The organism is Planotetraspora phitsanulokensis, from assembly GCF_016863295.1.
In the GTDB taxonomy this organism is placed as follows: Bacteria; Actinomycetota; Actinomycetes; order Streptosporangiales; family Streptosporangiaceae; genus Planotetraspora; species Planotetraspora phitsanulokensis.
In genome coordinates, this window is sequence record NZ_BOOP01000031.1 from 1 (window position 1) to 26,477 (window position 26,477).

Consider the following 26,477-nt stretch of genomic DNA (forward strand, 5'->3'; position numbering starts at 1 on the left):
GTGACCATCACCGACACCGGCATGAAGCCGCTGCGGATCGGCTCCTGGGCGGTCTGACACACGAGGCGGCCTGGCTGAGGGCGAGCACACATGTGCTCGCCCTCAGTGCTTTCCGGCCGACTGCCGCCGGTGGGCGATCCCGTTCTCGCCTGGGCCCTCTCAGCCCCTGGTCCTGGATTATGTGTCCGCTTCGTCACTGTGTGTTCCCTCAGGGTTCTAGTGTTAGAGACTGACCGAAATTGGTGAAAGGTCTTGTTTTTTGGACCTTCTAGTGATCAAGATGGCGGCACCCGTTCGGAATCCGGGGAGGGTGCGTGGTCAGCGGTGAGGGCGCGCCGGCGATCGTGCCGGGGGTGCCGCAGTGGCTGTGGGCGGTCGTCTCAGCGGTGATCAACGCCGTGGTCGGCCTCGCCGGAATCGAAATCTCCCGACGGCCGACACGGCCTTCCCGGCCTGCGCTCGGTGGTGCCGCCTGATCGGATACGTGATGATCGCCTGCGCGCGGCCGACGCCCCTCCTGGACTCGGCATCGCCGGGCTCGCCCGCGGTGCCGCAGCAAATCCCTTCCGCCGCGTTGAAAGGAACTCCATGATCCGCAAGCTCCGCTTCGGCGGCAGGCTCGCCGCGGTAGCGGTCGCGGCCGCGACGGTCGTCGCCACGGCCGCGTTCGCGCCGGCCGCCGGTGCCGCCCAGCCCACACCCGCGACCCCCCCCATCGCATATGTGGACGTGTCCGTGGCGACTGTCTGGACCAAGCCGAACAGCCCGCGTCCCATTGACGCACCCGCGCTGACCAACCCGGTGGACCCCGAGAAGTGGCTCGCCGGCATGACGGTGGACGACAAGCGGGGCCTGACGAGCGGCAACCTGACCCAGACGCAGGTCCTCTACGGCCACCCCGTCTACGTGCTCGCCGAGCAGGGCGACTGGGCCGAGGTCGCGGTGCCGGGCCAGGCCACGCCGAAGAACTCGCTGGGCTACCCGGGCTGGGTGCCCAAGGCGCAGCTCACCAGCGACCCCGGGTTCGCCGCTGTGGCCGCGCACCGCCCCTTCGCGCTGGTGAACCAGGCCCCGACCGCGTGGCTCTACAACGATCTCGGGCGGCGGTCCAAGGCCCTGAAGATCAGTGTGAACACCCGGCTGCCCGAGCTCGCACGCGTCGGCGACTCCGTCCTCGTCTACACCCCGGACGGCACGAAGTGGCTTGCCGCCGCCGACGTCACTGTGTACAAGTCGGAATCAGACATTCCATACCCGACCGGCACGGATCTGGTGAACTTCGCGAAGAAGTTCATCGACGTGCCCTACCTGTGGGCCGGCCGGGCCGGGTTCGGCTTCGACTGCTCCGGCTTCACCTCCACCGTGTACGAGGCCAACGGCATCGCCATCCCGCGCGACTCCGGCCCCCAGGCCACCTTCGGCGGTGCCACCAAGGTGGACCGGGCCGACCTGCAGCCCGGTGACCTGATCTTCTACGCCCGCAACAACGGCACCGGCTCGATCTACCACGTGGCCATGTACATCGGGGACCAGCAGATGATCGAGGCGTACGACGCCGCGACACCGGTCCGTATCACCCCGGTGCGGTTCAACACCGACTACTGGGGCGCGGTTCGGTACCTCACCGCAGGCCACTGACGGTTTCGCGCCCACGTCAGCGTCGCCGTGGGCGCGGCCGTGCCTTTCCGTCGACGGAGAGGCCGGGGGACCGCTACAAGGAGAGACTCCTCGGGATCGTTCCGATGGCCCGGCCTGCAGTTCTGGGCCATCGGTACGGGCCTGCCGGCCGCCGACACCGCACATGAGGTCGCCTAACCGGTTCCAGGGAGAGGCGTTTTCGGCATGATGACAGGGTGATCTGTCTGCGCCGCCGCCCGGCAAGTTGACCGGAGTCATGTGGTGACCCCCGAGCTTGAGGACTCCGCGTCGTCCTCGCCTGCCGCCGGGAGAAGCTTCTCTTCCTCCATTCGCGCAGTGCTCGCAGGTGTGTGCATCGTCGCTCTGGGAACATGCGTGATTTTGCCGATCGACCCGGAGGCGCCTGCGCGGACGGCGATCGTCGGTGTGGTCGCAGCCTTGCTGAGCGCCGGGGCCTGCGTCCTGCGGTCGGCGCCGGCAGTCCGCGCGGCGGTGTTCATCTGCCCGCTCTTCGGCTGTTTCGCGGTGGGGATTCTCGGCGAGTGGCCTCCCGCGGCCACCACGATCCTGGTCTGCGTGCTCCCCTTGGGATGCCTGCTGCTCGCCGGTCGTCACGCCGCCCTGAGGTCGACGGCGCCGTGGCTGACGCGTGGATCATTGACGCCGGAGGCCCCCTGGCTGGCCCTGGCCACCGTGGTGCTCAGCGCAGCGGCACTCACGGCGTGGGCACTCACAGTGCGTCCTGTGCCGGCCGAGTACCTGCGGGAGTTGCAACGCCTCCCGCTCGGGCTCGCGATTCTGGGCGTGGTGGCGTTCGCCCTGGTCAATCCAGTGTGGGAGGAGTTGCTCTTCCGGGGAGTCCTGCTGACCGAACTCGCCTCGGTCTGGGGCGCCAAGGCGGCAGTGGTGCTGCAAGCGGTGTTGTTCGGAGCCGCGCATTTCGCGGGATTCCCGTCCGGTGTCATCGGGATGATCATGGCAGGTGCCTGGGGTTTCGTCCTGGGCATCATGCGCCTGCGTAGTGGCGGCATCCTGATCTCGTACGTGGTGCACGTGACCGCCAACGCAGTCATCGGGACGATCGCGGTGCTGATCCTGCGCTGAGCACGTACACGCCGCACGCAGCGCCCAATCTGATGTGCTTACCCATCGGATGATCACGGCTCCGCCAGGCCAGTAGCCTGAGTGACAACGCCCCTGGACTGTCGTGGACGCATGTGGAGCACCGTGGACGATCTCAGCAGACGGAGTGACCGGCCGGCCAGCCGAGGCGGCGTTCGGCATTGCTCGTCATGAAGGACTCATCACGGTTTCGGACCGCGCTCGGCGCCACTGGGCTCGCCCTGTCCGCCCTCATCGGCCTCGCCGGCTGCGGTGAGGCCACGACCGCCAAGAACGCGGCCCCCCAGAGCGCCCCAGCACCCACTCACACGCCGGCGACGTCCCCGGACCCGGCCGCCCAGGCGAACTCGTCCCAGGCGGAGGTCGACCGGCGGCTCCGCCGCCTCGAACAACAGCACCACGGACGCATCGGCGCGTACGCGATCGACACGGGGACGGGCCGCGCCCTGAGCCACCGGGCCGGCGAGTTGTTCCCGACGCTGTCGACGTTCAAGGCGATGGTCTCCGCCGCGGTGCTGCGGAAGGCGCGGCAGTCCGATCCTGGGCTGATGGACCGGGTTGTCCGCTACACCAGCCGCGACCTCAAGGACTACTCGCCTGTCACCGGGAAACACGTGACCACGGGCATGACCGTTGCCGAACTGTGCGACGCGGCGATCACCATGAGCGACAACACCGCGGGCAACCTGCTGCTCAAGCAGATCGGCGGACCGGCCGGGCTCACCGCGTTCTACCGCACGCTCGGCGACTCGGTGAGCCGGCTCGACCGCTGGGAGACCGAGCTCAACGTCTGGAAGCCCGGTGAGAAACGCGACACCACCTCCCCGGCCGCCTATGCACGCGACCTGCGGGCGCTCACCCTGGGCGACGCGCTCGAGCCCGCCGACCGGACCCGCCTGATCGGCTGGATGGACGATGCCGAGACCGGGGACGCGCGCATCCGGGCCGGGCTGCCCGAAGACTGGACCGTCGGCGACAAGACCGGGACCGGCCCGACCTACGGCACCACGAACGACATCGCGGTCGTCCGGCCGCCGTCCGGCGCACCGGTGGTCATGGTGATCCTCACCAACCGCCGGGCCGCGGACGGCGCCAGTGACGACAAGGTCGTCGCCAAGACCGCCGCCATCCTCGCCACCGGGCTCGGCCGGGCCGATTAGGACGCGACCGGATGCGCGACACTCCGACTTGGAGATGCCATGGACGTGCTCGTCATAGGCGCCGGGGTGGGCGGCCTGGCCGTCGCACGCGGGCTGCTGGCCGCCGGTCATCGGGTGCGGGTGTACGAGCAGGCACCCGCTCCCCGGGTGAGCGGGAAGGCGGTGCTCATCTGGAGCAACGGCACCGCCGTACTGAACGATCTCGGTGTCGGCCTGGACGGCGTCGGCACCCGCATCGACAGGATCGACGCGCTGACCGCGGACGGCAGGCTGCGCACCAGCATGGACATCGCCCACGCGGCCGGCCGCTACGGCTTCCCGACCAAGGCGATCCCGCGTCGGCACCTTCAGGAACGCCTGGCGGACGGGCTGCCTGACGGCCTCGTCCGGTACGGCATGAGCTGTCAGAGCGTGACCCAGGACGAGGGCCGGGTAACGGCGACCTTCGGCGACGGAACGACGGCCACAGGAGACCTGCTCATCGGGGCCGACGGCCACCACTCGGCCGTACGGCGCCAACTGTGGGGAGACGGCGTCGTGCAGCCGGCCACCTTCGGCACATGGCAGGGCCTCAGCCCGATCGACATCGACATCACTGACACGCACCGCCACATCATGATCACGGGGAGGGAGGGTGCGTGTGGGCTCTTCCCCGCCGGGGACGGCATGCTGCAGTGGTGGTTCGACGTGCGCTGGTCACCCACCGAACCGCGGCCGACTTCACCGCTGGCCGAGTTGCGGCGTCGCTTCGGGCACTGGGGTTCGCCCGTCCCCGAGGTGCTCGCCGGCGCGTCGGAGGACGACCTCGACTTCTTCGGGCACCACTGGAACAAGGTCCGCCGGATGTGGGGGGAGGGGCGAATCACCCTGCTCGGCGACGCCGCCCACACCATGCCGCCCACACTGGGGCAGGGCGCCAACCAGACCCTCGAGGACGCGTGGGTGCTCGGGCGCGAGCTCGCCAGGGACGGCGACGATCCGGCGGTACGGCTGCGCGCCTACGAGAAGGCGCGCTACCCGCACATATCTCTGGTTTCCCGGCTGGCCAGGCGCAACCCCGCCAACTGGCGCATCCCACCGATGCTCGGCCGGCTGTTACCCGAAACGACCCAGACCGCCATGCTCGCGCGCTTCAGCAACCGCCTCAACGCGCCGGCTGCGCGATCCCTCTGACCGCGCTGCGCCGCCGCGTTCAGCCGTCGATCTTGATGAGGTCCGAGTCGTCGGCGCGGTCCGTGGAGTCGGGGGCGGCCGGCCGAAGGTCGCGTCGGGCGACGGGAATCGTGAGAAGGAGAAGGACTGCGACTGCCGCGAACCCGAGCGGATAACCGGTCCTTTCGGTGAGCAGGCCGAAGCCGGTCGCACCGATGCCCATGCCGCCGTCGAAGGCCAGATTCCACAACATGCTCGCCCAGCCGAACCGCTCGCGCGGGACCCGTTCGAACATCACCGTCAGCGTCACGTTCTGCGCGATGCCGAACCCGGTGCCGAACAAGATCATGCCGGCCACCGTCGGGATCAGGCCGTCGAACGGGACAAGCAGGAAGATTCCGAGCGCGGAGGCGAGCAGAGCCGGCAGCAACAGCCGGCGTGGCCGGTAGCGGGAGGCCGCGCGGCCGGCCCACCAGCGGGCGAGCGGGGTCGTGGCCGACTGCGCGAGCAGCGCGAGCGACGCGTTCCCGGCGTGGCCGGTCAACGGCAGAAAGGTCACGACGACCCCCGCGGCCAGCGCGACCGCCCCGAAGATCATGGCGGGCGTGGCCAGGCCGCCGGGACGGGACCGTTCGACCCGGGACCGTTCGACCCGGGTCAGCGGCGGCCTGGTGACCGGCACGGCCACCAGCCCCAGCATGCTGAGCAGAGGGATCACGCCGGCGATGAGGAACACCGGCGCATAGTCGAGGCCGCCGGAGGCCCAGAGGCCCAGCGGGAGCCCGATGATCGACGGGATTCCGACGGCCACGCCGTACGCGCCGAGCGCCCGGCTGCGGTCCTCGGGGAGCGACAGGTCGGCGGCCAGCGCGGTGCCGACCACCACGAGGATCCCCAGGCCGGCACCGCGCAGCAGGCACACGGCGAGGACCAGAGGCAGGCCGGAGGAGAGGGGAAGCGCGAACGCGGGCGCGCCGAGCAGCAGCAGGCCGAGCCAGGTCACCGTGCGGTACCCGTACTTGGACAGCAGGTACGGCACGGCCAGTTCCATGGCGACGGTGGACAACATGAGCGTGCCGGTCGCCAGGCCGGCGCCCTGGCCTCCGGCGCCGCCGGCGGCCACATACTGCGGCACCGTGGACACGAGCAGGTAGAAGCCGGTCGAGCCGCCCGCGACGGACGCCATGGACAGGTACAGGGAACGTGTGAGCACGTCCCCAAGCTTCACAAGGGGCGAGCCGCCGGACATCGGGCAGGATACTTAGCCGCCTCTTCATTGCCCTCTTCTCGCGGGCCACCCGCAGGTGACGCCTCGCGGCCCGTGATCGCGGGGCCCGTCATGCGTCCCTCCTACGATGGGGCGCATGTTCGTGGGGCGGGAGGCGGAGCTGGCGGCGCTGGCGGCCGCGCGGTCTCGCAGTCCGCAGGCGGTGGTGGTGGCCGGCGAGGCGGGGATCGGCAAGTCGCGGCTGGTGGAGGAGTTCGTCGCAGGCGGGAGCTCCCCGGTGTTTCGGGGCGCGGCCGATCCGGGCGGCCCGCCGTACGGTCCGCTCGTGAGCGTGCTGCGCCGCGTGGTGCGCCATCTGGGCGTACGGCAGGCGGTCGACCTGCTTCCCGGGAACGGGCGTACGGCGCTGGCGCGGCTGCTGCCCGAGCTGGGGCCGCAGCACGAACCGGACCGTGCCCGTCTGTTCGAGGAGGTGCTGCTGCTCCTCGAAGGCGTCGCCGGAAGGGGCGAGGTCATCGTCCTCGTCGAGGACCTGCACTGGGCCGATGTGCCCGCTCGTGACCTGCTGGTCTTCCTGCTGCGCAATTTGACCCGGCCCGGCGTGCTGGTGATCGGAACGACCAGGGACACGCAGGGCCTGTGGCCGCTGCTGCGGTTGGACACCGTCGAATTGCTCACGCCACCCGCCCTTGGCCGGGAGGACGTGGCACGGATGCTGGGTCGCCCGCCCGATTCGCCGGAGGTCGCACGAATTCTGCGGCGCAGCGAAGGAAACCCGCTGTTCGTGGAGGCGCTCGCCGATGTGGGCACGGCCACCCCGGGCGCGTTGCGCGACCTGCTCCTCGCCGGCGTCGAACGGTTGGAGCCCGAGAGCCTCGCGGTGTTGCGCGCCGTCGCCGTCGCCGGGCTCGCGATGGAGCACATCCCGTTGCGGGACATGACAGGCCTCGACGACCTGGCCCTCGACGACGCCCTGCGGCCACTGGTGCGCGGCAGGTTCCTGCGGGTCGAGACAGAGGGCTACGCCTTCCGGCACGTGCTGATTCGCGATGCGGTGTACGACGACGTGCCGCTGGGCGAGCGGGCACGGCTGCACGCCCGGTGCGCCGCCGCGCTGGCGGAGCGCCCGGATCAGGCGAGCGACCATTGGCACGCCGCGGGAGACCGAAGGCGTGCCATGGAGACGGCATGGCAGGCGGGGAAGTACGAGCGGGTGCTCGACCTGTGGGACGAAACGGCCATGCAGGACGTCGACCACGCGCGTGTCCTGGAACTGGCGGCCGAGAACGCCCTCCACGCCGGGGCGGCCGATCGCGCGGAGGAACTGGCCACCGCCGCCATCCGGGAGGTCGATCCGGAGGCCGACCCGGCACGGGTCGCCCGCCTGCTGACACTGCGGGTCACCGTGCGCGACCAACTCGGCGAGGACGGCCTGGACGACCTGCGCGAAGCCGTACGGCTGGCGCCGGACTCCCCGCGGCTCACCGGAGCCCTCGCCGCCACCCTCGCCTGGAACGGCCAGTATGCGGAGGCGCATGCGCACGCCACCCGGGCGGTCGCGCAGGGCGACACCGGCTCCGTGATCACCCTGGCCTCGCTGGCCGCCGCCGATGGAGATATGGAAAGCGCCACGGCCCTGTACGCACGGGCCCAGGCGGCGGCCGGTGACGACGACACGCTGCTCAGCGCGCTCGCCGCCGAAGCGGACGCCCTGGAGGCGGCGGGGGAACACAGCAGAGCCGAGGTCGTCGCCAGGCGCGGCATGACGCACGCACGCGGCGCCGGGCGGGCCAGGTCGCTCGGCACGCTGATCGCGGCCAACCTCGCCGAGCCTTTGGCGTCCCTGGGCCGGTGGGATGAGGCCAGACAGGTCGTCGCCGCCGCCCTCGCCCTGGACCCGCCGCCCATCTACCGCGCGTGGCTGCTCATAGTGGACGGCACGGTCGCGGCCTGGAGAGGCGACACGTCGGACGCCGAGGAGATCTTGCGCCTGGTTCGTCCACTGACACGCGGCCGGTCGCGTGGAGAGGACTCCTGCCTGGAGCCCGACCTGCTCGCCTGCCGTCTCGCTCAGCTCGGCGGAGACGTCGACCGCCTGCGCCGCCTCCTCGGCCACGTGCTGGAAACGCACGACCTGACCCGCAGCCGCCGCTACGCCTGGCCTCTCCTGGCCGCCGCCGCCCAGGCCGGGATCGTCCCCGGCCTGCCCCTCGAGAGCCTTCCCGCCATCGGGCGCCTCCAGTGGGCTCACCGAGCGACGTACCTCGCGGAATGCGGCGAGGGCGCCTGGGACGAGGCGATCGCCCTGTGGCGGCAGGTCGGCCAGCCCCATGCCCTCGGGTCGGTGCTGCTACGCGCGGGCGGCCACGCCGTACACGCGGGGGACCATGCGACGGCCCAGGAGAGGCTGCGCGAGGCCGCCTCGATCGCCGGCTCGCTCGGTGCCCTTCCGCTCGCCGGCCAGGTCGCCGCCGTCGCCGCGACCGCCCGGATCGTCCTCGATCCCGCTCCGGTGTTGTCGCCTCGTGAGCTGGAGGTGCTCACCCTGGTCGCCGAAGGTCTCAGCAACCGTCAGATCGCCGACAGGCTGTTCATCTCGCCCCGGACCTCGGGCGTCCACGTCTCCAACATCATGGCCAAGCTCGGCGCCTCCAACCGGGTCCACGCCGCCGCGATCGCCCGTCACCACGGCCTGCTCTGAGGCGGTGTGGCCGGCGCGGGCCACACCGCCTTCTCATCAGGATGTGAGCGTCACGCGATCGCCGGTTCGCCCGATGGGCGCGGCGCCGGAGCGCTCTCGAGCGGTTGCGGGGGAGCGTTGAGCACCGTCTCGTCGAGACGGCCCTCGCTGCGGGCGACGAGGACCGGCACCACGATCTGCCCGGCGACGTTGGTCGCGGTGCGGATCATGTCGAGGATCGGGTCGATGGCCAGCAGCAGGCCGACGCCCTCGAGCGGCAGCCCCAGAGTGCTCAGCGTCAGCGTGAGCATCACGATCGCGCCGGTCAGACCGGCCGTCGCGGCCGAGCCGACCACGGAGACGAACGCGATGAGCACGTATTCGCCGATCCCCAGCGGGACGTCGAACACCTGAGCCACGAAGATCGCCGCCAGCGCCGGGTAGATCGAGGCGCAGCCGTCCATCTTGGTGGTCGCGCCGAACGGCACGGCGAAGGAGGCGTAGTCGCGGTCGACGCCCAGACGCTCGATCGTGACCTTCTGCGTCACCGGCAACGTGCCGACCGAGGAGCGGGAGACGAAGGCCAGCTCGATCGCGGGCCACGCGTTGCGGAAGAACGTGATCGGGTTGACCTTGCCGACGAGCGCGAGCAGCGCCGGGTAGACGGCCAGCAGGATGATGAAGCAGCCGACGTAGACGCCGAGGCTGAACTTGGCCAGCGGTGCGAGCAGGTCCCATCCGTACGTGGCGACGGACTTGCCGATGAGGCCGGCGGTCCCGATGGGGGCCAGGCGGATGACCCACCACAGCGCCTTCTGGACCAGTTCGAGGATCGAGCGGCTGAAGCCGAGGAACGGCTCGGCCTTCTCGCCGATCGCCATGGCCGCGGCGCCGAGCACGATTCCCAGGAAGACGATCTGGAGGACGTTGAGCTCGGTGAACGCCGTGACGATGTTCGTCGGGATGATGCCGGTGAGGAAGTCGACCCAGGTGCCGACACTCTCGGGCGCCTTCGCGCCCGCCGTGTCCAGGGTGACGCCCTGGCCGGGGTTGATGATCAGGCCGAGCCCGATGCCGACGATGACGGCGATCAGCGCGGTGGTGAGGAACCAGAACAGCGTCTTGCCCGCCAGTCTGGCCGCGCCGTTGACGTTGCGGAGGTTGGCGACGCTGACCACCACGGCGGTGAACACCAGCGGCGGCACTGCCAGCTTGAGCAGCTGGACGAAGATTTTTCCGACTTCGGTGAGGGTGGTGGCCAGCCAGGCGAGGTCCCAGACGCGGGCGGCGAAGCCGAGGGCCACGCCCACGACCAGGCCCAGCAGCAACTGCAGGGAGAAAGAGAATCTCTTCATGATTGACGAAGGCTCCGAAAGACGGCATGCCTGATAGGGCATGCGAAAAGGGGAGTGAGTGAGGGTGATGGCGATCGAGCGCTGGTCAGAGCGCGATCAGCGACAGAGAGAGCCGGCCAGACGACAGAGATCGATGTGCAGCCGCGCGACGAGCCACACGGACAGGACGGTAAGCCTCACGGGACCAGCTAACGGGTGTGAAGGAGCATTACTCCGACTGTAAGAGTGTTTTACCTTCCGATCAAGAGGTTCCCGACCGGGAGTGCATGGATGTTCCGGCCAGCCGGAAGTGGGCGGCCGTAACCAGGCGGCCGGTTACGCGCTGTGTACGGCCGCTGCACCTGGGCGGAATCCACTTCGTGAAATTTCGGGTTTCGCAGCGTTGACAGAAGGTTGTCCCACTGCCAAAGTCACCAATTGACTAGTTCACTTGGTCGTTACGAGTCCGAAACGGATGGCGGAAGCATGGCGGAGTACGACGCCCCTGTCTCCCCGTCGATGAGGCCGAGCCTCACCGACGGGTTGATGACCCAGATCCTGGAGATCATCAGGCACGAGAACCTGGGCTACGGCGACGGGCTTCCCACGGTCCGGGAGCTGGCGAAGCGGTTCTCGGTCACGGCTCCGACCATCAGGGAGGCGCTCCGAGGCCTGCAGGCGACCGGAGCCGTCGAACTGCGGCACGGCTCGGGTGTCTACGTGGGTGCCGGCGTTTCCCGGATGGTCCTCGCCAACCCCCACACGACCGGGATCACCACCGAGGCGACCCTGCAGCTCGTCGAGGCCCGGTTGATGATCGAGCCCACCATCGCCATGCGGGCGGCGCTGCACCGCACGTCGGACAACCTCGACCGGCTTCGCGCGGCGCTCGCGACGGCGCTGGAACCGCGCGACGCCGACCGGCCCGACGCGCGGTTGAACTTCCACCGCGAGCTCGCCGCGGCGTCGGGCAACACCGTCATCTACGAGGTGATCGACTCGCTGCTCGCCGTACGCAGGCGGGAGCAGCGGGAGGTGCGGCAGATGTACGACCACCGAGCCGACTACGACCAGCACGTCGCCATCTTCGAGGCGGTGGCGGAGCAGGACGCGGAACGAGCCGGTGACCTGACCCGCGCGCACCTGACGGAAATCCGCAACGCGGTCGCCTCGCGCCTGTCCTGACATCGGGCCGCGCCCCGGCTTCTGTGCTCGCGGGCGCATCCGGCTGTATCGAGAAGACTGGAGAACCACATTGCAAGGGGTAGGGCCGCAGCAGCGGAGTCGCACTCGGGGGAGCGGTTACCTTCTCGCCGAGATGACCTGGCCCGAGGTGGAAGCCGCCCGTGAGGCGGCGCCGCTGGTGATCGTGCCGCTCGGTTCATGCGAGCAACACGGCCGTGGCATGGCCCTGCAGACGGACACGGTCCGCGCTGTCGAGCTGGCCAAGCTGGTCGCCGAACGAATGGCGCCGCGCGCGGTGATCGCACCGGAGACGACCGTCGGCCTGTCCGAGCACCACATGGGCTTTCCCGGCACGATCACGCTGACCCCGCAGACGTTGCAGCAGGTCGTCTACGAGATGGTGCACAGCCTGTACCGGCACGGCTGGCGCAAGGTGTTCCTGCTGAACGGACACGGCGGCAACAACGCGGTCGTCGACGTCGTCTCGATTCGCATCCGCACCGACTTCCCTGACATGCACCTGGCCTCCAGCGGCATCTCCGCCCTGGTGCCGGACGTCATCAGTCAGGAGGGGGTCAGCGAGCTGCGCGGTCATTCGTGTGAGGTGGAGACCTCGCAGGCCCTCTACCTGGCGCCCGAGCTGGTGCGTAAGGAGAGCCTGGTCCGGGGCACGGATCGGCGCGCGGACCTCGACGCGGCGGGACGGCTCAGCCGGATGCATCCCGCGATCCACTTCCCCCAGCCCTACCACCGCCTCGACCCGAACGGCGCGCTGGGCGACGCCACCGCGGCCAGCGCCGAGTTCGGCGAGCGGCAGGTGTCGGCCGCCCTCGACCGGCTCACCTCGTTCCTGGAGCAGTTCATCGCCCTTCCGCTGCCGGATGCCGGCTCGGCCGCCGGCCCCCGATCCCTCTGAGCATCGGCCTGTTCTAACGCAGAAACCCTCCGTTCGACACATCAAGGAGCCACCATGCCCCCCGCATCCGTACGCGACAGACGTCGGACCTCCTTGCGGCTGGCCACGATCGCCCTGGCGGTCGGGCTGACCGGCACGGCCTGCGGCGGCGCCGACGCCACCGGCGCCGCCACGAAGAACGGCGCAGATCTGGGGCTGATCAAGCCGGGCATCCTGTCCGTCGCCTTCCGCACCGACGACAAGCCCGCGTCGTTCCTGCAGGACGGCAAGGCCACCGGCATGTACGTCGAACTCATGGACGAGATCGCCAAGCGCATGGGCCTGAAGGCGACATACGTCTCCAGCGACTTCGCGAGCCTGCTCCCGAGCGTTCGCAACCACCGGTACGACACCGCGGCGTTCGGTGTCCTGGTCACACCGGAACGGGAGGCCGTCACGAACTTCACCGCCGCGGTCTCCTACGGCGAGGCGCAGCTGATCTCCCTCAAGAAGTCCCCGCTGGCGACCATCAAAGACTCGGGAGGCAAGACGGTCGCCATCACCCGCGGGAGCGCGCTCATCCCGTTGCTGCAGAAGACCGCTCCCACGGTGGTCATCAAGGAGTTCCCGAACATCGCGGCGAGCGCGAACGCCCTGACCGCGGGTCAGGTGGACGGGCTGTTCTCCGGCACGGCCACCGTGCGCGAGCTGCTCGCACAACATGACGACTTCACCGCCTCCGAGGTGATCACGTCGGGCAAGACCGCGTTCCCGGTGGCCAAGGACAAGCAGAAGCTCCTCGACGCGGTGAACAAGAACCTCGCCGGCATGATCGAGGACGGCACGTACGCCCGGCTGTTCTACAAGTGGAACCCGGCGGACGCGCAGATACCCGAGGAACTCGTCACCGAGCATCCGGGCATGCCGACGACCGCTCCCGCCGGGGCCTCGTCGTCCACGGCGCCTTCCGCGAGCTCGTAGGAGGACCGCGATGTTCGACGGGCTTCAGCGCGTGTGGGAGACGTTCTTCAACCTCGACCTCATCGGGCAGACCCTGCCGGCCCTGCTGCGAGTCGGCCTCCTCAACACGCTGCTCCTGGCGGTGCTCGCCAGCGTGATCGGCGTCGGCGTCGTCGTCGTGATCGCGGCCGGGCTGATGTCGTCCAAGGTGGCGGTCCGCCTGCCGTGCCGGGCATACGTCGACGTCCTGCGCGGCCTGCCGCACATCCTCACCGTCTACCTGGTCGGCCAGGGGCTGCCGCTCGCCGGCATCACGCTGTTCGGTGAGAGCACCTACGGATATGCCGCGCTGGCGATCGGACTGCTCGAAGGCGCCTACATGGCCGAGATCTTCAGGGCGGGATTCCAGAGCGTGGAGAGGGGGCAGATAGAGGCGTCCCGCAGCCTCGGCCTGTCCCACCTGGAGACGCTGCGGTTCGTGGTCTTCCCGACCGGAGCCCGTCGCGTTCTGCCGCCTCTGACCGGGCAGTTCATCCTCGTCATCAAGGGCACCGCGCTGGTCTACCTCCTCGGCCTGACGGCCGACCAGCGGGAGATGTTCGCGATCGCGCAGGACACGGCGATCGTCAACGCGTCGCTGTCGCCGCTCGTGGCGGCGGGCCTCCTCTTCCTGGCGATCACGGTGCCGATGACCTACGCGGTCAACGCCTGGGAACGGCGGCTCAGGGACGGGCGGAAGGACGCTCCGACCGACACCGCGACCGACATGGACCGGGCACTCGCCCATCAAGGCACTGGATGACCCCATGACGACACAGACCACATCGCAGGCCCCCACGACCCGCGGCACCCCGGTCACCTTCGACCACGTGAACAAGAGCTTCGGGCGGACCCAGGTCCTCCACGACATCTGCCTGGAGGTCCCGGGCGGTCAGACCACGTGCATCGTGGGACCCTCGGGCTCCGGCAAGTCGACCCTGCTGCGCTGCACCAACCGGCTCGAGGAACCCGACGAGGGCAGGGTGCTGCTCGGCGACACCGACGTGACCGACGGGTCGGCGGACATCGACGCCGTCCGCGCGCGGATCGGCATGGTCTTCCAGACCTTCAACCTGTTCCCCTACCGCACCGCGCTGGACAACATCACGCTCGCACTCCGGCGCGTACGCAAGCTGCCGGCGGAGGAGGCGGCGGAGCGGGCACGCGCGCACCTGGCGTCGGTGGGGCTGGCCGGCCTGGAGCACCGGCGGCCGGCGCAACTGTCGGGAGGCCAGCAACAACGTGTGGCCATCGCCCGCGCCCTGGCGATGGAACCGGAGGTGATGCTGTTCGACGAAGCGACGTCCGCGCTCGACCCCGAGCTGGTCAAAGGCGTGCTGTCCATCATGCGCGACCTGGCCGGACAGGGAATGACGATGATCGTGGTGACGCACGAGATGCGCTTCGCGCAGGAGGCCGCCGGACAGGTCGTCTTCCTCGACCACGGCAGGCTGATCGAGAGGGCCGCACCGGACAAGTTCTTCGGCGCGCCGGAAAGCCCGCGACTTCAGGCGTTCCTGAGCGCGGTCACCTGACACCCGCCGCGCTCCACACCCCCCAACCCGCAAACCTTCGGCAGAAGGCTGGTTCAGCATGCGCACATTCACCCCCAAACTCCTGCGCGTCGCGGCGTCGGCCGCGCTCGTCGTCGGACTCACCGCGGCCGCCGTGACGCCCGCGTCGGCCGAGCCGGTACGGCAGGCCGGCCCACGCGCTCATCAGTCCGGGGTCGTCGACCACCGGGTCCCGACCCGGGGCTGCCGGCGGCCCCCCACCGCGGAACCCGGCGTCTCGGAGCAGCGCACCATCGTCTCCGGTGGTGTGACGCGCTCCTACGTTCTGCACCTTCCCGCGAGCTACCGGCCCGGGAAGAAGACGCCACTGGTCATGGCGTTCCACGGGCGCAAAGGCAGCAGTGAGCAGATCGAGGGCTTCTCCGGCATCTCGGCGCTCGACGCGATCGCCGTCTACCCGCTGGGCCTGATCGGCGAGGGCGGCCACACCGCGTGGCAGGGGGCTCCGTACGCCTCGGGCGCCGACGACGTGCTGTTCGTCAGTGACCTGCTCAACGAGCTGCAGGGCACCCTCTGCGTCGACCCGGCCCGCGTCTTCGTCACGGGGAAGTCCAACGGCGCAGGCTTCGCCGGCGTCCTGGCCTGCCGCCTGTCCCGCAGGATCGCGGCAGCCGCACCGGTCTCGGGAGCCTTCTACCAGGCCGGGGAGCAGAACTGCGCACCGCGGCGGGCCGTGCCGATCCTGGACTTCCACGGCACCGCCGACTCGATCGTCGACTACCTGGGTGAGCCCGAAGACGGCCTCCCCCCGGTGTTCGACTGGACCGCCGCGTGGGCCGAGCGCGACGGCTGCGACGGAACCCCGCAGACGATCGTCGCCAAGGACGACATCACCGCCTTCCAGTGGACGGGCTGCCGGGCCCACTCGACGGTCATTCACTACCGCATCGAGGGCGGCGGCCACACCTGGCCCGGCGAACTGGCCGACAGCGGCCCCGGGCACGTCACCAAGACCATCTCCGCCACCGCGGTGATGTGGGACTTCTTCAAGGCCCACCCGCTGCACTGAGTGTCCGCGGCCGGGGCACAGTGGCCGTGCCCCGGCCGCTCAACCGCCACCGCCTGCGCTCTCGTGGTCCGCCGGGTGGGTGCTCGACGCCGGTCAATAGACTCGTCGGCATGACCTTGCTTGATCTCACCTCTGACCAACTGCTTTCCACCACGCGTGCGGTCCGCAAGCGTCTCGACTTCACGCGTCCCGTTCCCGACGACCTGGTGCGGGAGTGCGTCGCGATGGCGTTGCAGGCGCCGTCCGGGTCGAACGTGGTGACGATGCGGTTCGTGGTGGTCCGCGATGAGGAGAAGCGGCGCGCGATCGGTGAGGTGTACCGGCAGGTGTACGCCATGTACAAGGCTTCGCCCGGCTACGCGGGCAGGCTGACCGGCGATGCCGAGCGTGACCGGATCCAGGGCAGGGTGGCGAGTTCGGCCGACTATCTGGGCGAGCACATGGGTGAGGCTCCCGTGCTGGTCATCGGCTGCAACGAGGGCGCGGATCGGGCCTCGGCCGGCGCGGGGCTGGGCAACATCCTGCCGGGGATGTGGAGTTTCATGCTGGCGGCCAGGGCGCGGGGGCTCGGCACATCGTGGACGTCGATGCACGTGGCCCGCGAGCGGGACGTCGCGGAGATCCTCGGCATCCCGTACGACACCGTCGCACAGGCGGTGCTGACGCCGCTCGCGTACACCAACGGGACCGACTTCCGCCCGGCCGGCCGGCCGAACCCCGACCAGGTGATCCACTGGGACACCTGGTGAAACCGTAGATCCCCTTCCGGCGCGGCCGCGTGACGGCGGGCCGATGAGCCCGAGGAGTGGAGTCAGCCGAAGACGAGTCTGCGGAAACCGTTGCGGACCTCGGTGAGGGGTTGTTTGTCGCGGGTGTAGTACACCTTGTTCGTCAGCAGGACGGCCCAGCGGCTGAGCCGGGGGTTGACCCACATGCCGACGCCGGTGAAGCCGTAGTGGACCCAGGTGTCCTCGGCGGGGCCGGTGCCGGGGGCGAGCTGCCAGAACAGTCCCCGTACGGGTCGCAGGTCACCGGTCTGGACCCGCAGGGACAGCGACGTCCAGGCCGATCCGAATCCCGGCCGGGCGGCGCCCGTCGCGCCGCCGAGCACATGCCGGAGGAAGACGCCCAGGTCCTCCGCGGTGGAGAAGACGCCTGCGCTGCCGCACGAGGGGCCCAGCAGCCGGGCCGAGAAGTCGTGCACGGACCCTTTGATGTGGAGGCCGGTATCCGGGTCGGCCTCGGTCGGGGCGCACCGGAACCGCCTCTCGGGGGCCAGCGGGCCGTAGCCGGTGGTGGTCAAGCCGAGCGGCCGCCAGGTCTGGACGCTGGCGAGCTCGTCGAGCCGTACGCCGGTGAGGTGTTCGGCGAGGAAACCGAGGATGATGGCGGCCCGGTCGGTGTACTCGACGGCCTGGCCGGGTGGACGACGGAGCGCTTCGCGCAGCACACCCGCACGGATGTCCTCGCGGTCGATGCCGTAGAGGTGCCTGAGCTGAGCCCGCAGGGGGAGGCCGGCGGTGTGGGTCAGCAGCCGGCGAGCGGTGAGGCCGCCCACCGGGTGGCCCGTCACTTCGGGCCAGAAATCGCCGAGTGGGGCATCGATGTCGAGCCGGTCCGTCTCCCACAGGGCGCCGATCGACGACCAGGTGACGAGGATCTTGGTGAGGCTGGCGACGTCGAAGACGGTGTCGAGCCGCATGGGCACATCGGGGACGGCGGGGTCCGGCACGCCCACCGCCCCGAAGTCGTACATGCCGTCGGCGTCACCGACGGCCCACACGGCACCGGGACAGGTCCTGCGGCGGACCCCTTCCTCCAGCAGCCGCCTGATGGGGTCGACGTCGTACGGCCTGGACGTCCTGGAAGCGCCCAGCGGCAGGTTCCCGGTCCTGGTCACCATGACAGGCGCCCGTCGTCGGCGCCGGTCCGGCTCAGCTCGGCGAGGATCTTCGGGCCCAGGATCGTGACGTCGCCACCGCCCATCGTGACGACGACGTCGTGGGGCCGGGCCATCTCGGCGATGACGGCGGGAGCCGCCGCCATATCGTGCACCGGGGTCACGTCGGCCCCTGCCGCCTTGGCGGCGTCGACGACCAGAGCGCTGCTGACTCCGGGGATGGGCCGCTCTCGAGCCGGATAGATGTCGAGGACCACCGAGGCGTCGGCCAGGGCCAGCACCTCGCCCATGGCGGCGCCCAGGTGCAGGGTGCGGGAGAACAAGTGGGGCTGGTAGACGACGAGCAGGCGTGACCCGCGCATGGTTTCGCGCAGCGCCTCCAGATCGGCCGCCATCTCGGTCGGATGGTGGGCGTAGGTGTCGATGACCCGGACGCCGGCGACCTCGCCCTTCAGTTCCAGACGGCGCTTGGCACCGGTGTAGGAGGCGAGCGCCGGGGCGAGTTCGTGAACTGGCAGGCCGAAGGCGTGCCCGGCGGCCAGCGCGGCGACCGCGTCGTGGGCGTAATGGCGGCCGGGCACCGAGACCGTGAACGTGAGCCGTTCGCCGCCGATCAGCACGGTGACCCGGCTGGTCATGCCCTGCGGGGCGATGTCGAGGATGCGGACGTCGGCCTCGGGGGAGCAACCGTACGTCAGGGTCCGCGGGCCGCCGCGACCGGCGAGCCGCCGGGTCAGTTCCCGGGCGCCTTCGTGGTCTGCGGAGATCACCAGTGACCCGGTCGGGGTGATCCGGCCGGCGAAGGCCTCGAAGGACTCGTAGATCTCCTCCAGCGAGGCGTAGTTCGCGTGGTGCTCGAACTCCACGTTGAGCACGACGCCGACCTCGGGCGTGTAGATCTGGAAGCTGCGGTCGCTCTCGTCGGCCTCGGCGACGAATGCCTCGCCCGTGCCCTGATGGGCATTCGAGCCGGGTACGTCGAGATCGGCGCCGATGGCGTAGGACGGATCGACGCCCATCACGGTGAGCGCCACCGCCAGCATCGACGTGGTGGTCGTCTTGCCGTGGGTGCCGGCGATCGCGATCGTCCGGTGGCCTTCCATCAACGCGGCCAGGGCCTGGGATCGGTGTACGACGGGAACGCCGAGCTCCGCGGCCAGGGCCAGTTCGGGGTTGCCGGCGGGGATGGCGCTTGAGACGACCACGCAGGACGCGTCCGGCGGGAGGTTCGCGGCGTCGTGCCCGGCCCGCACGGTGACGCCGAGGCCGCGCAAGGCCTCGGTGGAGCCGGACTCGTACGCGTCGCTGCCCGTCACTCGGGCGCCGCGTCGGGTGAGCATCTTCGCGACGCCCGACATGCCGGCGCCGCCGATGCCGATGAAGTGCGGCCGCCGCAGGTTGTGAGGAAGGGCGGGAACGCTGGGTGACATGGGGAGTCTCCTGGAAGGAAGGGGATTCGTGGTTGGGCGGAGGTGGGCCTGCGGTTTCGTGGTTTGGCGTGTCAGGAGCGGGCGGCCTGGCGGCCTGGGGCCGTGTGATCCGCCCCGGCCATTTCGCGCATCCATCCATGGGGGTCGGCCGCCGCGCCCGACTGGATCTGCCGCAGCGTCTCGCGCAGGCGCATGGTCACCTCGCCGGGTCGCCCGTCGCCGACCGTCCACTGGGCGAGAGCGGTCTTCACCGACCCGACGGGGACGACGCCCGCCGCCGTGCCGCAGGCGAACACCTCGGTGAGCGAACCGTCCGCGCTGTCGCGCCGCCAGTCCTGGAGGGAGACCCGAGCCTCCTCCGCCTTGTAGCCGAGGTCGCGGGCGAGGGTCAGGAGCGAGGCGCGGGTGATGCCCGGCAGCAGGGAGCCGGTCAGCTCGGGAGTGACGATCCGTTCCCCGTAGACGAAGAACAGGTTCATCGCGCCCATCTCCTCCACCCAGCGCCGTTCCAGGGCGTCCAGCCAGACCACCTGGTCGCAGCCTTGCGCGGCGGCCTGGGCCTGCCCCATGAGAGAGGCGGCGTAGTTGGCGCCCGTCTTGGCGGCCCCGGTGCCGCCGGGGGCGGCCCGTACGTACTCCTCGGCCACCCAGACCGACACCGGCCGCACTTCGCCGGCGAAGTAGCCGTCCGTCGGTGAGGCGATCACGACGAAGAGGAACTCCCGCGCGGCCCTGACCCCCAGCCCGGATTCGGTGGCGAACATGAAGGGCCGCAGGTAGAGGGAATGCCCGGGGCGCGAGGGCACCCACGCCCGATCCTGCGCGACGAGCGCTTCGCAGGCCGCGAGGAAGGTCTTCTCCGGCAGTTCGGGCATGGCCATGCGGCGGGCGGACGCCTGGAACCGTCTGGCGTTCTCCTCCGGCCGGAAGGCCCCCAGATTGCCGTCGGGCCCCCGGAAGACCTTCAGTCCTTCGAAGACGGTCTGGGAGTAGTGCAGCGTCAGGTTCGCGGGATCGATCGGGAGCGGCCCGTAGGGAACGAGCCGCGCGAAGTGCCAGCCGGCGTCCTCCGTCCACGTGATCGTCACCATGTGGTCCGTGAAGTGGTGGCCGAAGCCGGGACTCGCGAGGACCTCCTCCCGCTGCTCCGCGGGAATCGGACGAGAGTCCGGCTTGAGCTCGATCACGGGCAGGGTCATGCGAGGCGGCATCCTTACGGTGTGCGGTGACGGTCGGCGGGAGCGGCGTCCGCGGCACGTTGCCCCGGCTCCGACGCGGGGCGACGGGCGGAGCGGCTGGGGGTGGAATTCCGGCTGCTCTCCAGGTGACCGGTACGCGGTTTCGCGCACACAGCCACTGTCGGCAAGGCAGCCATCAGCCCTGCCTGAATAGGGCATCGATGTCCGCTTCATCGTGTATCGGCGACGTATCACCTCGGGCGGCTCCTCGGGAGGGAAACCGCCGCCACGCTCGCGCTTTCCGGTCGGAGCCGGTCGTCGCCGCGCGCTGTTCCGGCGGAACGGGACCTCTGACATGGCCCCTAAGCTGGCGTGCCCCGGGTGGCGCAGTGGCGAGGTGCGCCGGTCGCCGGGAGTCCGAATCGATCAAGAAGTGAACGGAGCGACATGCAGGGGGTCCTTGCCGGCGGTGGAACGGCCGGCCTGGTTTGCGTAGCCGGTCTCGGGATCTCCGGGCGGGCCGCCGCACGCCGTCTGGCCGAGGACGGGTGCGAGGTGATCGTGCTGGAGTCGCGCGACGGCGAGGCACAACGCGCCGCCGCCACGAAGCTGGCAGGGTTCGGCGTACGGGTCCGGTTCGGGCCCCCTCGCCTGCCGGAAGGCGTGTCGCTGGTGGTCACCTCACCGGGCTGGCGACCCGACCACCCGGTGCTCGCCGCCGCGGCCGCGGCCGGCATCGAAGTGATCGGCGAGGTCGAGCTGGCCTGGCGGTTGCGCCCCGGCGACGCCGCGCCTTGGCTGGCGCTGACCGGCACCAACGGAAAGACCACGACGGTCCGCATGCTGACCGCCATGCTCACCGCGGCGGGCCGCAAGGCGCTTGCCGTCGGCAACGTCGGCACGCCTGTGATCGAGGCCGTCGACGGCCCGTACGACGTGCTCGCGGTGGAGCTGTCCAGTTTCCAGCTGCACTGGTCGTCCAGCCTGGCGCCGCAGGCCGCGGCGGTGCTCAACGTGGCGCCCGACCATCTGGACTGGCACGGTTCGATGGACGCGTACGCGCAGGCCAAGGGGCGCGTTTTCGCTCGCGCCCCGGTGTTCGTCTTCAACGCCGACGACCCCTGGCCGGTACGGCTCGCGGTGGCGAGCTCCGGAGCCCGGAGGGTGGGCTTCACCTTGCGGTCCCCGCGTCCAGGGCAGCTCGGGGTGGTGGACGGCGCGCTGGTGGACTGGGCGTTCGTGGCCGGCTCGGCGCACGAGGCGGAGGAACTCGCCACCCTGGCCGACATTCGGTCGCCCGCCCCGCACAATGTGTCCAACGCGCTGGCCGCCGCCGCGCTGGCCCGCGCACACGGGATCCCGGCCGCCGCGGTACGGCGGGGCCTGGCCGGCCACGTTCCCGACCCGCATCGGATCGCACATGTGGCGAGCGTCGCCGGAGTCGACTACGTGGACGACTCCAAGGCCACGAACCCGCACGCCGCAGCGGCCTCGCTGGCCGCCCGCCGTTCGGTCGTGTGGATCGCCGGGGGACAGCTCAAGGGAGCCGAGGTGGACGATCTGGTCCGCCAGGCCGCGTCACGGCTGCGCGGTGTGGTGTTGCTCGGGGTGGATCGCGCGCTCATTCGTGAGGCTCTGGCCAGATATGCCCCGAATGTCCCCGTCGTCGAGGTGGCTGACCGAGACAGCGGGGCCATGGAGCGCGTCGTCACTGAAGCCGCCCGCCTCGCCATCGCGGGGGACACCGTACTGCTGGCTCCGGCCGCCGCTTCGCTGGACATGTTCACCGGCTACGGCGAACGAGGGGACGCGTTCGCCCGAGCCGTGCTGGCCCTGCCTGCCCGGGCCGAACGGCCCAGCCGACCTGGCTCGCCCGCCGGGTGATGCCAGGAGGGCGGGCGTGGATCTTCGCCCGTCAGCGGTGGCTGAGCACGTTGACGACACGTCCATTGGGATCTCGGACGAAGAAGCGGCGGACGCCCCAGCTCTCGTCCTGGAGCGGATGGACGATCTCGGCGCCGGCCGCCACCATGGCCGCGTGCACGGCGTCCACGTCCGACACCTCGACGCTGAGATCGGGCTGCACGGCTGCCGAGGCATCGGGGCCCATGAGCGTGACCTGCGCCGTCGGATTGTCCGGCGACGCCATGGTCACCACCCAGCCTGAGTTCATGACCTCCTCGAAACCGAGCAGTTCGTAGAACTCCCGGCTCTCGTCGATCGCCTCGCTGCTGATATCGGGCACGACCCGGCGGATGCTCATGTGGCTCATCCTCCCTCCACCGGGCGATGCGGCGCGCGGCCATGGGGCGAAGGGGCGAGGTAAGCCACTCGGGCAGAAGGTCGCCAACTCCGCCCACGCCAAGTGAACGTGCCAATGCGCAGTTGAAGGGCTGGCGTCTCCTGCGGAAGCTCCGCTGCTGCCCCAACGAGCAGGTCAACTGGTCAAAGCCATCCCACGTCCTTCAATCCCGAGAAGCAGGGTGAAAAAGACTCACTGAGCCCCGCCAGCCGTTGCCCCTTTTCGGCTAACTTGAAACATGACTTCTATGACCGAATGCGGTCAAATGCGTCATGCATATCACTATCACATTCAAAGTGTTCAAATGGTACCCTCGACCAGAATTCGCGCAGAGAAAGACGCGGATCGCTTTACGGAAGGGACGCCTTGCAAATGAAGCTCGGCAAGCAAGTCGCGCGTATCGGCCTGTTGGCGGGTATGGCACTCACCGTTGCATCGGCGGTCGCGTTCACGGCACCGGCCACAGCGGCAACGGCGGCATCGACATCCTCTTCTCCTGCCCCGGCAGCCACCTCATCGGCATCGACCAGCTCAACGGACAGTCCGTCCCTGCTGAACCGGCAGGCCCGTTCGGATGCAGAGTTGCGCGAGCAGATCGCACTTCAGATGGAGATCGCCCCAGGGGGCAAACAGACGAGCCCCAACGAGGTTTCGTATGACAACGGCAAGTTCGTAGTGACGTACGCTCTGCCCGGGCAGCGCGCCCTCGGCGTCGCCGACTGCCCGTCCGGCTGGTTCTGCTTCTACGAGAACATCAACTTCGGCTACCCGCGAGGCAAGCTTTCGGACTGCGGCACGCAGGACCTCGGACAATATGGCTGGGCTAACCGCATATCCTCGGCCGACAACAGCACTACCAACTCGGTCGAATACTGGGAAGCTACAAGCTTCGGAACCTTGTACCTCTTCACCAACTTCAACCCTGGGGCAATCTCTTATGTCGGGAACGACTACAACGATAGGGCGGATATCGTGCACCGCAACTGCTGAACTCACTGCGCACATACCAAAGGTCTAGCTCTCGACCAGAATTCGCGCAGACAAGACGCGGATCACTTTGCGGAAGGGGCGCTTTGCAAATGAAGCTCGATAAGCAAGTCGCGCGTATCGGCCTGTCGGCGGGTATCGCACTCACTGTTGCATCGGCGGTCGCGTTCACGGCACCGGCCACAGCGGCAACGGCGGCATCGGCAGCTCCTTCTCCTGCCCCGGTAGCCACGTCATCGGCATCGACCAGCTCAACGGGCGAGCTGTCCCTGCTTAACCGGCAGGCCCGCTCGGATGCAGAGTTACGCGAGCAGATCGCACTTCAGATGAAGATCGCCCCTGGGGGCAAGCAGACAAGCCTCAACGAGGTTTCGTATGACAACGGCAAGTTCGTAGTGACGTACGCTCTGCCCGGGCAGCGCGCGCTCGGCGTCGCCGACTGCCCGTCCGGCTGGTTCTGCTTCTACGAGAACATTAATTTCGGCTACCCGCGAGGCAAGCTTTCGGACTGTGGTGGGCAGGACCTCGGACAATATGGCTGGGCTAACCGCATATCCTCGGCCGACAACAGCACTGCCAATTCGGTCGAATACTGGGACGGCCCCTTGTTCCTCTTCACCAACTACAACCCTGGGGCGATCTCTTATGTCGGGTCCGCCTACAACGATAGGGCGGATGTCGTGTTCCGCAACTGCTGAACTCACTGCGTACGTACCAAAGGTCTAGCTGGTCGAGCTTGCGAAGCCCCCGGGGAATTCAGTCCCCGGGGCTTCAAGCGTCTTAGGAGAGCGATTTTGGCGGTGGGCCCTTGGTCAAGGCCTCGGCATAGTCGCGTTATGTCCGTTTTATTCATGCCGGGTCGAGTCGGAGGGTCTCGGGGGTCCTGGTGGCGTCCCGGGCGTGGTGGCGTGCAGGCGGCTGTGATGCTGGCGTGCCTGGCCGTTTTGGAGGATCCCGATGGCGAGCAGATCGTGGCTGCCAGGCGATCTGGCTATGGCCGTCAGGGCGCTTCAGGCGCATCCTGTGAAGTGCGCGGAGTGGCCGGGCGTGGCCAGCATGCTGGGTTCTGGCCGGCGAGGAGGAATGCATGGAAAGCGCGCCGAGCAGGACGGCGATGTTTGCGGCCGTGTCGCGTGGATTGTTTCGCCTGGAGACGGCGTCGCCGTGGGTACTGGACGATGTGCTGGCCCTGGTGCTTGTCGGCCCGGTATGGCAGCAGCTGCGAGACCAGTTCGATCCGCTGTTCCCCGGCCCGGTCCGCAGCGAGTCCCGTGCGGCTGTCTGCACCCGCAGCCGGTACGCCGAGGACCGGCTGGCTGCTGGTGCCTTCACGCAGTACGTGATTCTTGGCGCGGGGCTTGACTCGTTTGCGTGGCGGCGGCCGGATCTGCTCGGCTCGCTGACGGTGTTCGAGGTTGATCACCCTGCCTCCCAGGCCTGGAAGCTCGAGCGGGTCAGGGAGCTCGGCCTGCCGCTCAGCGACTCGCAGGTATTCGTGCCGGTTGATTTCGAGGCCGGACCGGTTCAGGATGTTCTGGGCCTGGCTGGGTTCGACTGGGCGCAGCCGGCGATGTTCTGCTGGACGGGCGTCGCCCCCTATCTGACGGCACAGGCGATCGAGTCGACGTTGCGCACGATCGCGGCGGCTGCTCCCGGGTCTGAGGTGGTGTTCTCCTACCGGGCCGAGGACTGTGCGCTCGACGACGCGGGGACGGAATTCGCCCGTATCTACACGCCGATCGCGGCTTCTGCAGGCGAGCCTCTTCAGCCTGGCTGGCCGGTATCCGAGATCGAGAGGCTGATCAGCCGGTGCGGGCTAAAGGTCGTGGACCACCCCGCACGTGCAGACCTCCAGCAGCGGTACTTCGCCGGCCGTACCGATGGCCTGCGGCCCTATACCTTCGAGACCCTGGTGGCCGCGCGGGTCACCTGAGCGAGCGCAGGCCTGGGGTCCGCTGCCGGTGCGGATCTGGGAGGCGTCTTCGCCGTAGCTGACGTCGCGGAGGTGGTGCAGGGCCTCGATCTGCCAGTGGCCGCGGATCCAGGCGGCGAGCTGGGCGGGGGTTGCCTGGTGGGCGTCCAGGCTGGTGATGGCGTAGACGGTGACGGTCCGCCACCTCCCGCCGTCCAGCGGCCGGATCTGGCGGGTGAGGCAGATGGCCTGTGCGGCGTGCGGGAAGGCGAGCCCGGCGGCGACGGCCGCGGCCTTGAGGGTGCGGTGCTCCTGGCGGCCATGGCCCCGGTTGTGCTGGCGGGAGGCGACCGGGATGTGCCGCCAGGGCAGGTTCTTGACCTGGGCGTACAGGCCCGGCTGGTTCTTCTTGACCACCAGGATGTAATGGGCCCTCCTGCCGGTGACAAGGAACTCGGCGTGCTCGCGCTGGGTGTGCAGGGCGTCGGCGGTGATGACGCACCCGGCCAGTCCAGCGGCTCGAGCAGCGGCGCGAACCGGGTGATCTCGTTGGTCTTGCCGTCCACCCGGACCTGGCCGAGCACAACACCACAGCGCTGGTCGAGGGCGGCCAGCAGGTGCACCGGCTGGCCGTCGGCGCTGGCGTGACGGGTGCCCCGCACCGCCTTGCCGTCCACCGCGACCGCCCGCCGGCGGCGCCGTCCGTGTCCTGCTGCCTGGCCGGCGGCGTGCAGCCGCGCATCCAGCCAGGACTCGACGGCGGCATCCAGCCGGTCAGCGTCCACGGCTTCC

At 69.6% G+C, this 26,477-nt stretch carries 26 protein-coding genes; 18 read left to right on the forward strand and 8 right to left on the reverse strand.

The window, feature by feature from the left end:
• The first annotated feature begins 314 nt into the window (after positions 1–314).
• From Pph01_RS30610 to Pph01_RS30630, 5 genes are all read left to right on the forward strand, one after another.
• Complete coding sequence (locus Pph01_RS30610; RefSeq protein WP_204076650.1) at positions 315–476, forward strand: hypothetical protein; 162 nt, start codon at positions 315–317, stop codon at positions 474–476.
• Between the two features lie 112 nt (positions 477–588).
• Positions 589–1,638 (forward strand): C40 family peptidase, encoded by a 1,050-nt coding sequence (locus Pph01_RS30615; RefSeq protein ID WP_204076651.1) that lies wholly within the window; start codon positions 589–591, stop codon positions 1,636–1,638.
• Positions 1,639–2,013: 375 nt separating this feature from the next.
• Positions 2,014–2,742 (forward strand): CPBP family intramembrane glutamic endopeptidase, encoded by a 729-nt coding sequence (locus Pph01_RS30620; protein ID WP_204076652.1) that lies wholly within the window; start codon positions 2,014–2,016, stop codon positions 2,740–2,742.
• Between the two features lie 188 nt (positions 2,743–2,930).
• Complete coding sequence (gene bla, locus Pph01_RS30625) at positions 2,931–3,920, forward strand: class A beta-lactamase (RefSeq protein ID WP_204076653.1); 990 nt, start codon at positions 2,931–2,933, stop codon at positions 3,918–3,920.
• 39 nt (positions 3,921–3,959) lie between these two features.
• On the forward strand, positions 3,960–5,093 hold the full coding sequence (locus tag Pph01_RS30630) for an FAD-dependent oxidoreductase (RefSeq protein WP_204076654.1): 1,134 nt from the start codon (positions 3,960–3,962) through the stop codon (positions 5,091–5,093).
• A gap of 19 nt (positions 5,094–5,112) precedes the next feature.
• Here the strand turns inward: Pph01_RS30630 and Pph01_RS30635 are convergent, their stop codons facing one another.
• On the reverse strand, positions 5,113–6,285 hold the full coding sequence (locus Pph01_RS30635) for an MFS transporter (protein ID WP_204076655.1): 1,173 nt from the start codon (positions 6,283–6,285) through the stop codon (positions 5,113–5,115).
• A gap of 151 nt (positions 6,286–6,436) precedes the next feature.
• Here Pph01_RS30635 and Pph01_RS43450 point away from each other — a divergent pair, with 151 nt between their 5' ends.
• On the forward strand, positions 6,437–9,001 hold the full coding sequence (locus Pph01_RS43450) for an ATP-binding protein (protein ID WP_204076656.1): 2,565 nt from the start codon (positions 6,437–6,439) through the stop codon (positions 8,999–9,001).
• A 50-nt stretch (positions 9,002–9,051) separates the two neighbouring features.
• Here Pph01_RS43450 and Pph01_RS30645 read toward each other — a convergent pair whose 3' ends face one another.
• A complete protein-coding gene (locus Pph01_RS30645) occupies positions 9,052–10,335 on the reverse strand; it encodes a dicarboxylate/amino acid:cation symporter (RefSeq protein ID WP_204076657.1) in 1,284 nt (427 codons plus the stop codon).
• 96 nt (positions 10,336–10,431) lie between these two features.
• A complete protein-coding gene (locus tag Pph01_RS43755) occupies positions 10,432–10,515 on the reverse strand; it encodes a putative leader peptide (protein WP_373315694.1) in 84 nt (27 codons plus the stop codon).
• A gap of 285 nt (positions 10,516–10,800) precedes the next feature.
• On the opposite strand from Pph01_RS43755, the gene Pph01_RS30650 reads away from it, so the two are divergent.
• The 7 genes from Pph01_RS30650 to Pph01_RS30680 all read left to right on the forward strand — a co-directional run bounded on the left by Pph01_RS30650 (position 10,801) and on the right by Pph01_RS30680 (position 16,725).
• A complete protein-coding gene (locus Pph01_RS30650; RefSeq protein WP_239117139.1) occupies positions 10,801–11,499 on the forward strand; it encodes a FadR/GntR family transcriptional regulator in 699 nt (232 codons plus the stop codon).
• Positions 11,500–11,632: 133 nt separating this feature from the next.
• Complete coding sequence (locus Pph01_RS30655; RefSeq protein ID WP_204076658.1) at positions 11,633–12,415, forward strand: creatininase family protein; 783 nt, start codon at positions 11,633–11,635, stop codon at positions 12,413–12,415.
• Positions 12,416–12,469: 54 nt separating this feature from the next.
• A complete protein-coding gene (locus Pph01_RS30660; RefSeq protein ID WP_204076659.1) occupies positions 12,470–13,375 on the forward strand; it encodes a substrate-binding periplasmic protein in 906 nt (301 codons plus the stop codon).
• Between the two features lie 10 nt (positions 13,376–13,385).
• Positions 13,386–14,156: an amino acid ABC transporter permease gene (locus tag Pph01_RS30665; RefSeq protein ID WP_204076660.1), complete on the forward strand. Its 771-nt coding sequence runs from the start codon at positions 13,386–13,388 to the stop codon at positions 14,154–14,156.
• Positions 14,157–14,160: 4 nt separating this feature from the next.
• Positions 14,161–14,928, forward strand: a complete 768-nt coding sequence (locus tag Pph01_RS30670; protein ID WP_204076661.1) for an amino acid ABC transporter ATP-binding protein — start codon at positions 14,161–14,163, stop codon at positions 14,926–14,928.
• A gap of 58 nt (positions 14,929–14,986) precedes the next feature.
• Positions 14,987–15,976 carry a CE1 family esterase gene (locus Pph01_RS30675; protein ID WP_204076662.1) on the forward strand — a complete coding sequence of 330 codons (990 nt, stop codon included), beginning with the start codon at positions 14,987–14,989 and terminating at the stop codon, positions 15,974–15,976.
• Positions 15,977–16,086: 110 nt separating this feature from the next.
• Positions 16,087–16,725 carry a nitroreductase family protein gene (locus Pph01_RS30680; RefSeq protein ID WP_204076663.1) on the forward strand — a complete coding sequence of 213 codons (639 nt, stop codon included), beginning with the start codon at positions 16,087–16,089 and terminating at the stop codon, positions 16,723–16,725.
• A gap of 62 nt (positions 16,726–16,787) precedes the next feature.
• Here Pph01_RS30680 and Pph01_RS30685 read toward each other — a convergent pair whose 3' ends face one another.
• The 3 genes from Pph01_RS30685 to Pph01_RS30695 form a co-directional block, all read right to left on the reverse strand.
• On the reverse strand, positions 16,788–17,879 hold the full coding sequence (locus Pph01_RS30685; RefSeq protein ID WP_204076664.1) for a serine hydrolase domain-containing protein: 1,092 nt from the start codon (positions 17,877–17,879) through the stop codon (positions 16,788–16,790).
• Positions 17,873–19,306 carry a UDP-N-acetylmuramate--L-alanine ligase gene (murC, locus tag Pph01_RS30690; RefSeq protein WP_204076665.1) on the reverse strand — a complete coding sequence of 478 codons (1,434 nt, stop codon included), beginning with the start codon at positions 19,304–19,306 and terminating at the stop codon, positions 17,873–17,875. The genes Pph01_RS30685 and murC overlap by 7 nt, the downstream gene beginning before the upstream one ends.
• 71 nt (positions 19,307–19,377) lie before the next feature.
• Positions 19,378–20,505 (reverse strand): branched-chain amino acid aminotransferase, encoded by a 1,128-nt coding sequence (locus Pph01_RS30695; RefSeq protein ID WP_204076666.1) that lies wholly within the window; start codon positions 20,503–20,505, stop codon positions 19,378–19,380.
• A 426-nt stretch (positions 20,506–20,931) separates the two neighbouring features.
• Between Pph01_RS30695 and murD the strand changes: the two genes are divergently transcribed.
• A complete protein-coding gene (murD, locus tag Pph01_RS30700; protein ID WP_204076667.1) occupies positions 20,932–22,368 on the forward strand; it encodes a UDP-N-acetylmuramoyl-L-alanine--D-glutamate ligase in 1,437 nt (478 codons plus the stop codon).
• A 31-nt stretch (positions 22,369–22,399) separates the two neighbouring features.
• On the opposite strand, the gene Pph01_RS30705 is transcribed toward murD, so the two are convergent.
• Positions 22,400–22,747: a VOC family protein gene (locus Pph01_RS30705; protein ID WP_204076668.1), complete on the reverse strand. Its 348-nt coding sequence runs from the start codon at positions 22,745–22,747 to the stop codon at positions 22,400–22,402.
• 411 nt (positions 22,748–23,158) lie between these two features.
• Between Pph01_RS30705 and Pph01_RS30710 the strand changes: the two genes are divergently transcribed.
• The 3 genes from Pph01_RS30710 (at position 23,159) to Pph01_RS30720 (ending at position 25,706) form a co-directional block, all read left to right on the forward strand.
• Entirely contained in the window at positions 23,159–23,776 is a 618-nt protein-coding gene (locus tag Pph01_RS30710; protein ID WP_204076669.1) for a peptidase inhibitor family I36 protein, read from the forward strand.
• 89 nt (positions 23,777–23,865) lie between these two features.
• On the forward strand, positions 23,866–24,471 hold the full coding sequence (locus Pph01_RS30715) for a peptidase inhibitor family I36 protein (protein WP_204076670.1): 606 nt from the start codon (positions 23,866–23,868) through the stop codon (positions 24,469–24,471).
• Positions 24,472–24,860: 389 nt separating this feature from the next.
• Entirely contained in the window at positions 24,861–25,706 is an 846-nt protein-coding gene (locus Pph01_RS30720; RefSeq protein WP_204076671.1) for a class I SAM-dependent methyltransferase, read from the forward strand.
• Here Pph01_RS30720 and Pph01_RS30725 read toward each other — a convergent pair.
• Positions 25,590–26,195: an ISAs1 family transposase gene (locus Pph01_RS30725; protein ID WP_308441930.1), complete on the reverse strand. Its 606-nt coding sequence runs from the start codon at positions 26,193–26,195 to the stop codon at positions 25,590–25,592. The genes Pph01_RS30720 and Pph01_RS30725 overlap by 117 nt on opposite strands.
• Between Pph01_RS30725 and Pph01_RS42975 the strand changes: the two genes are divergently transcribed.
• Positions 26,112–26,333: a hypothetical protein gene (locus Pph01_RS42975; protein ID WP_239117140.1), complete on the forward strand. Its 222-nt coding sequence runs from the start codon at positions 26,112–26,114 to the stop codon at positions 26,331–26,333. The genes Pph01_RS30725 and Pph01_RS42975 overlap by 84 nt on opposite strands.
• The last annotated feature ends 144 nt before the right edge of the window (positions 26,334–26,477 follow it).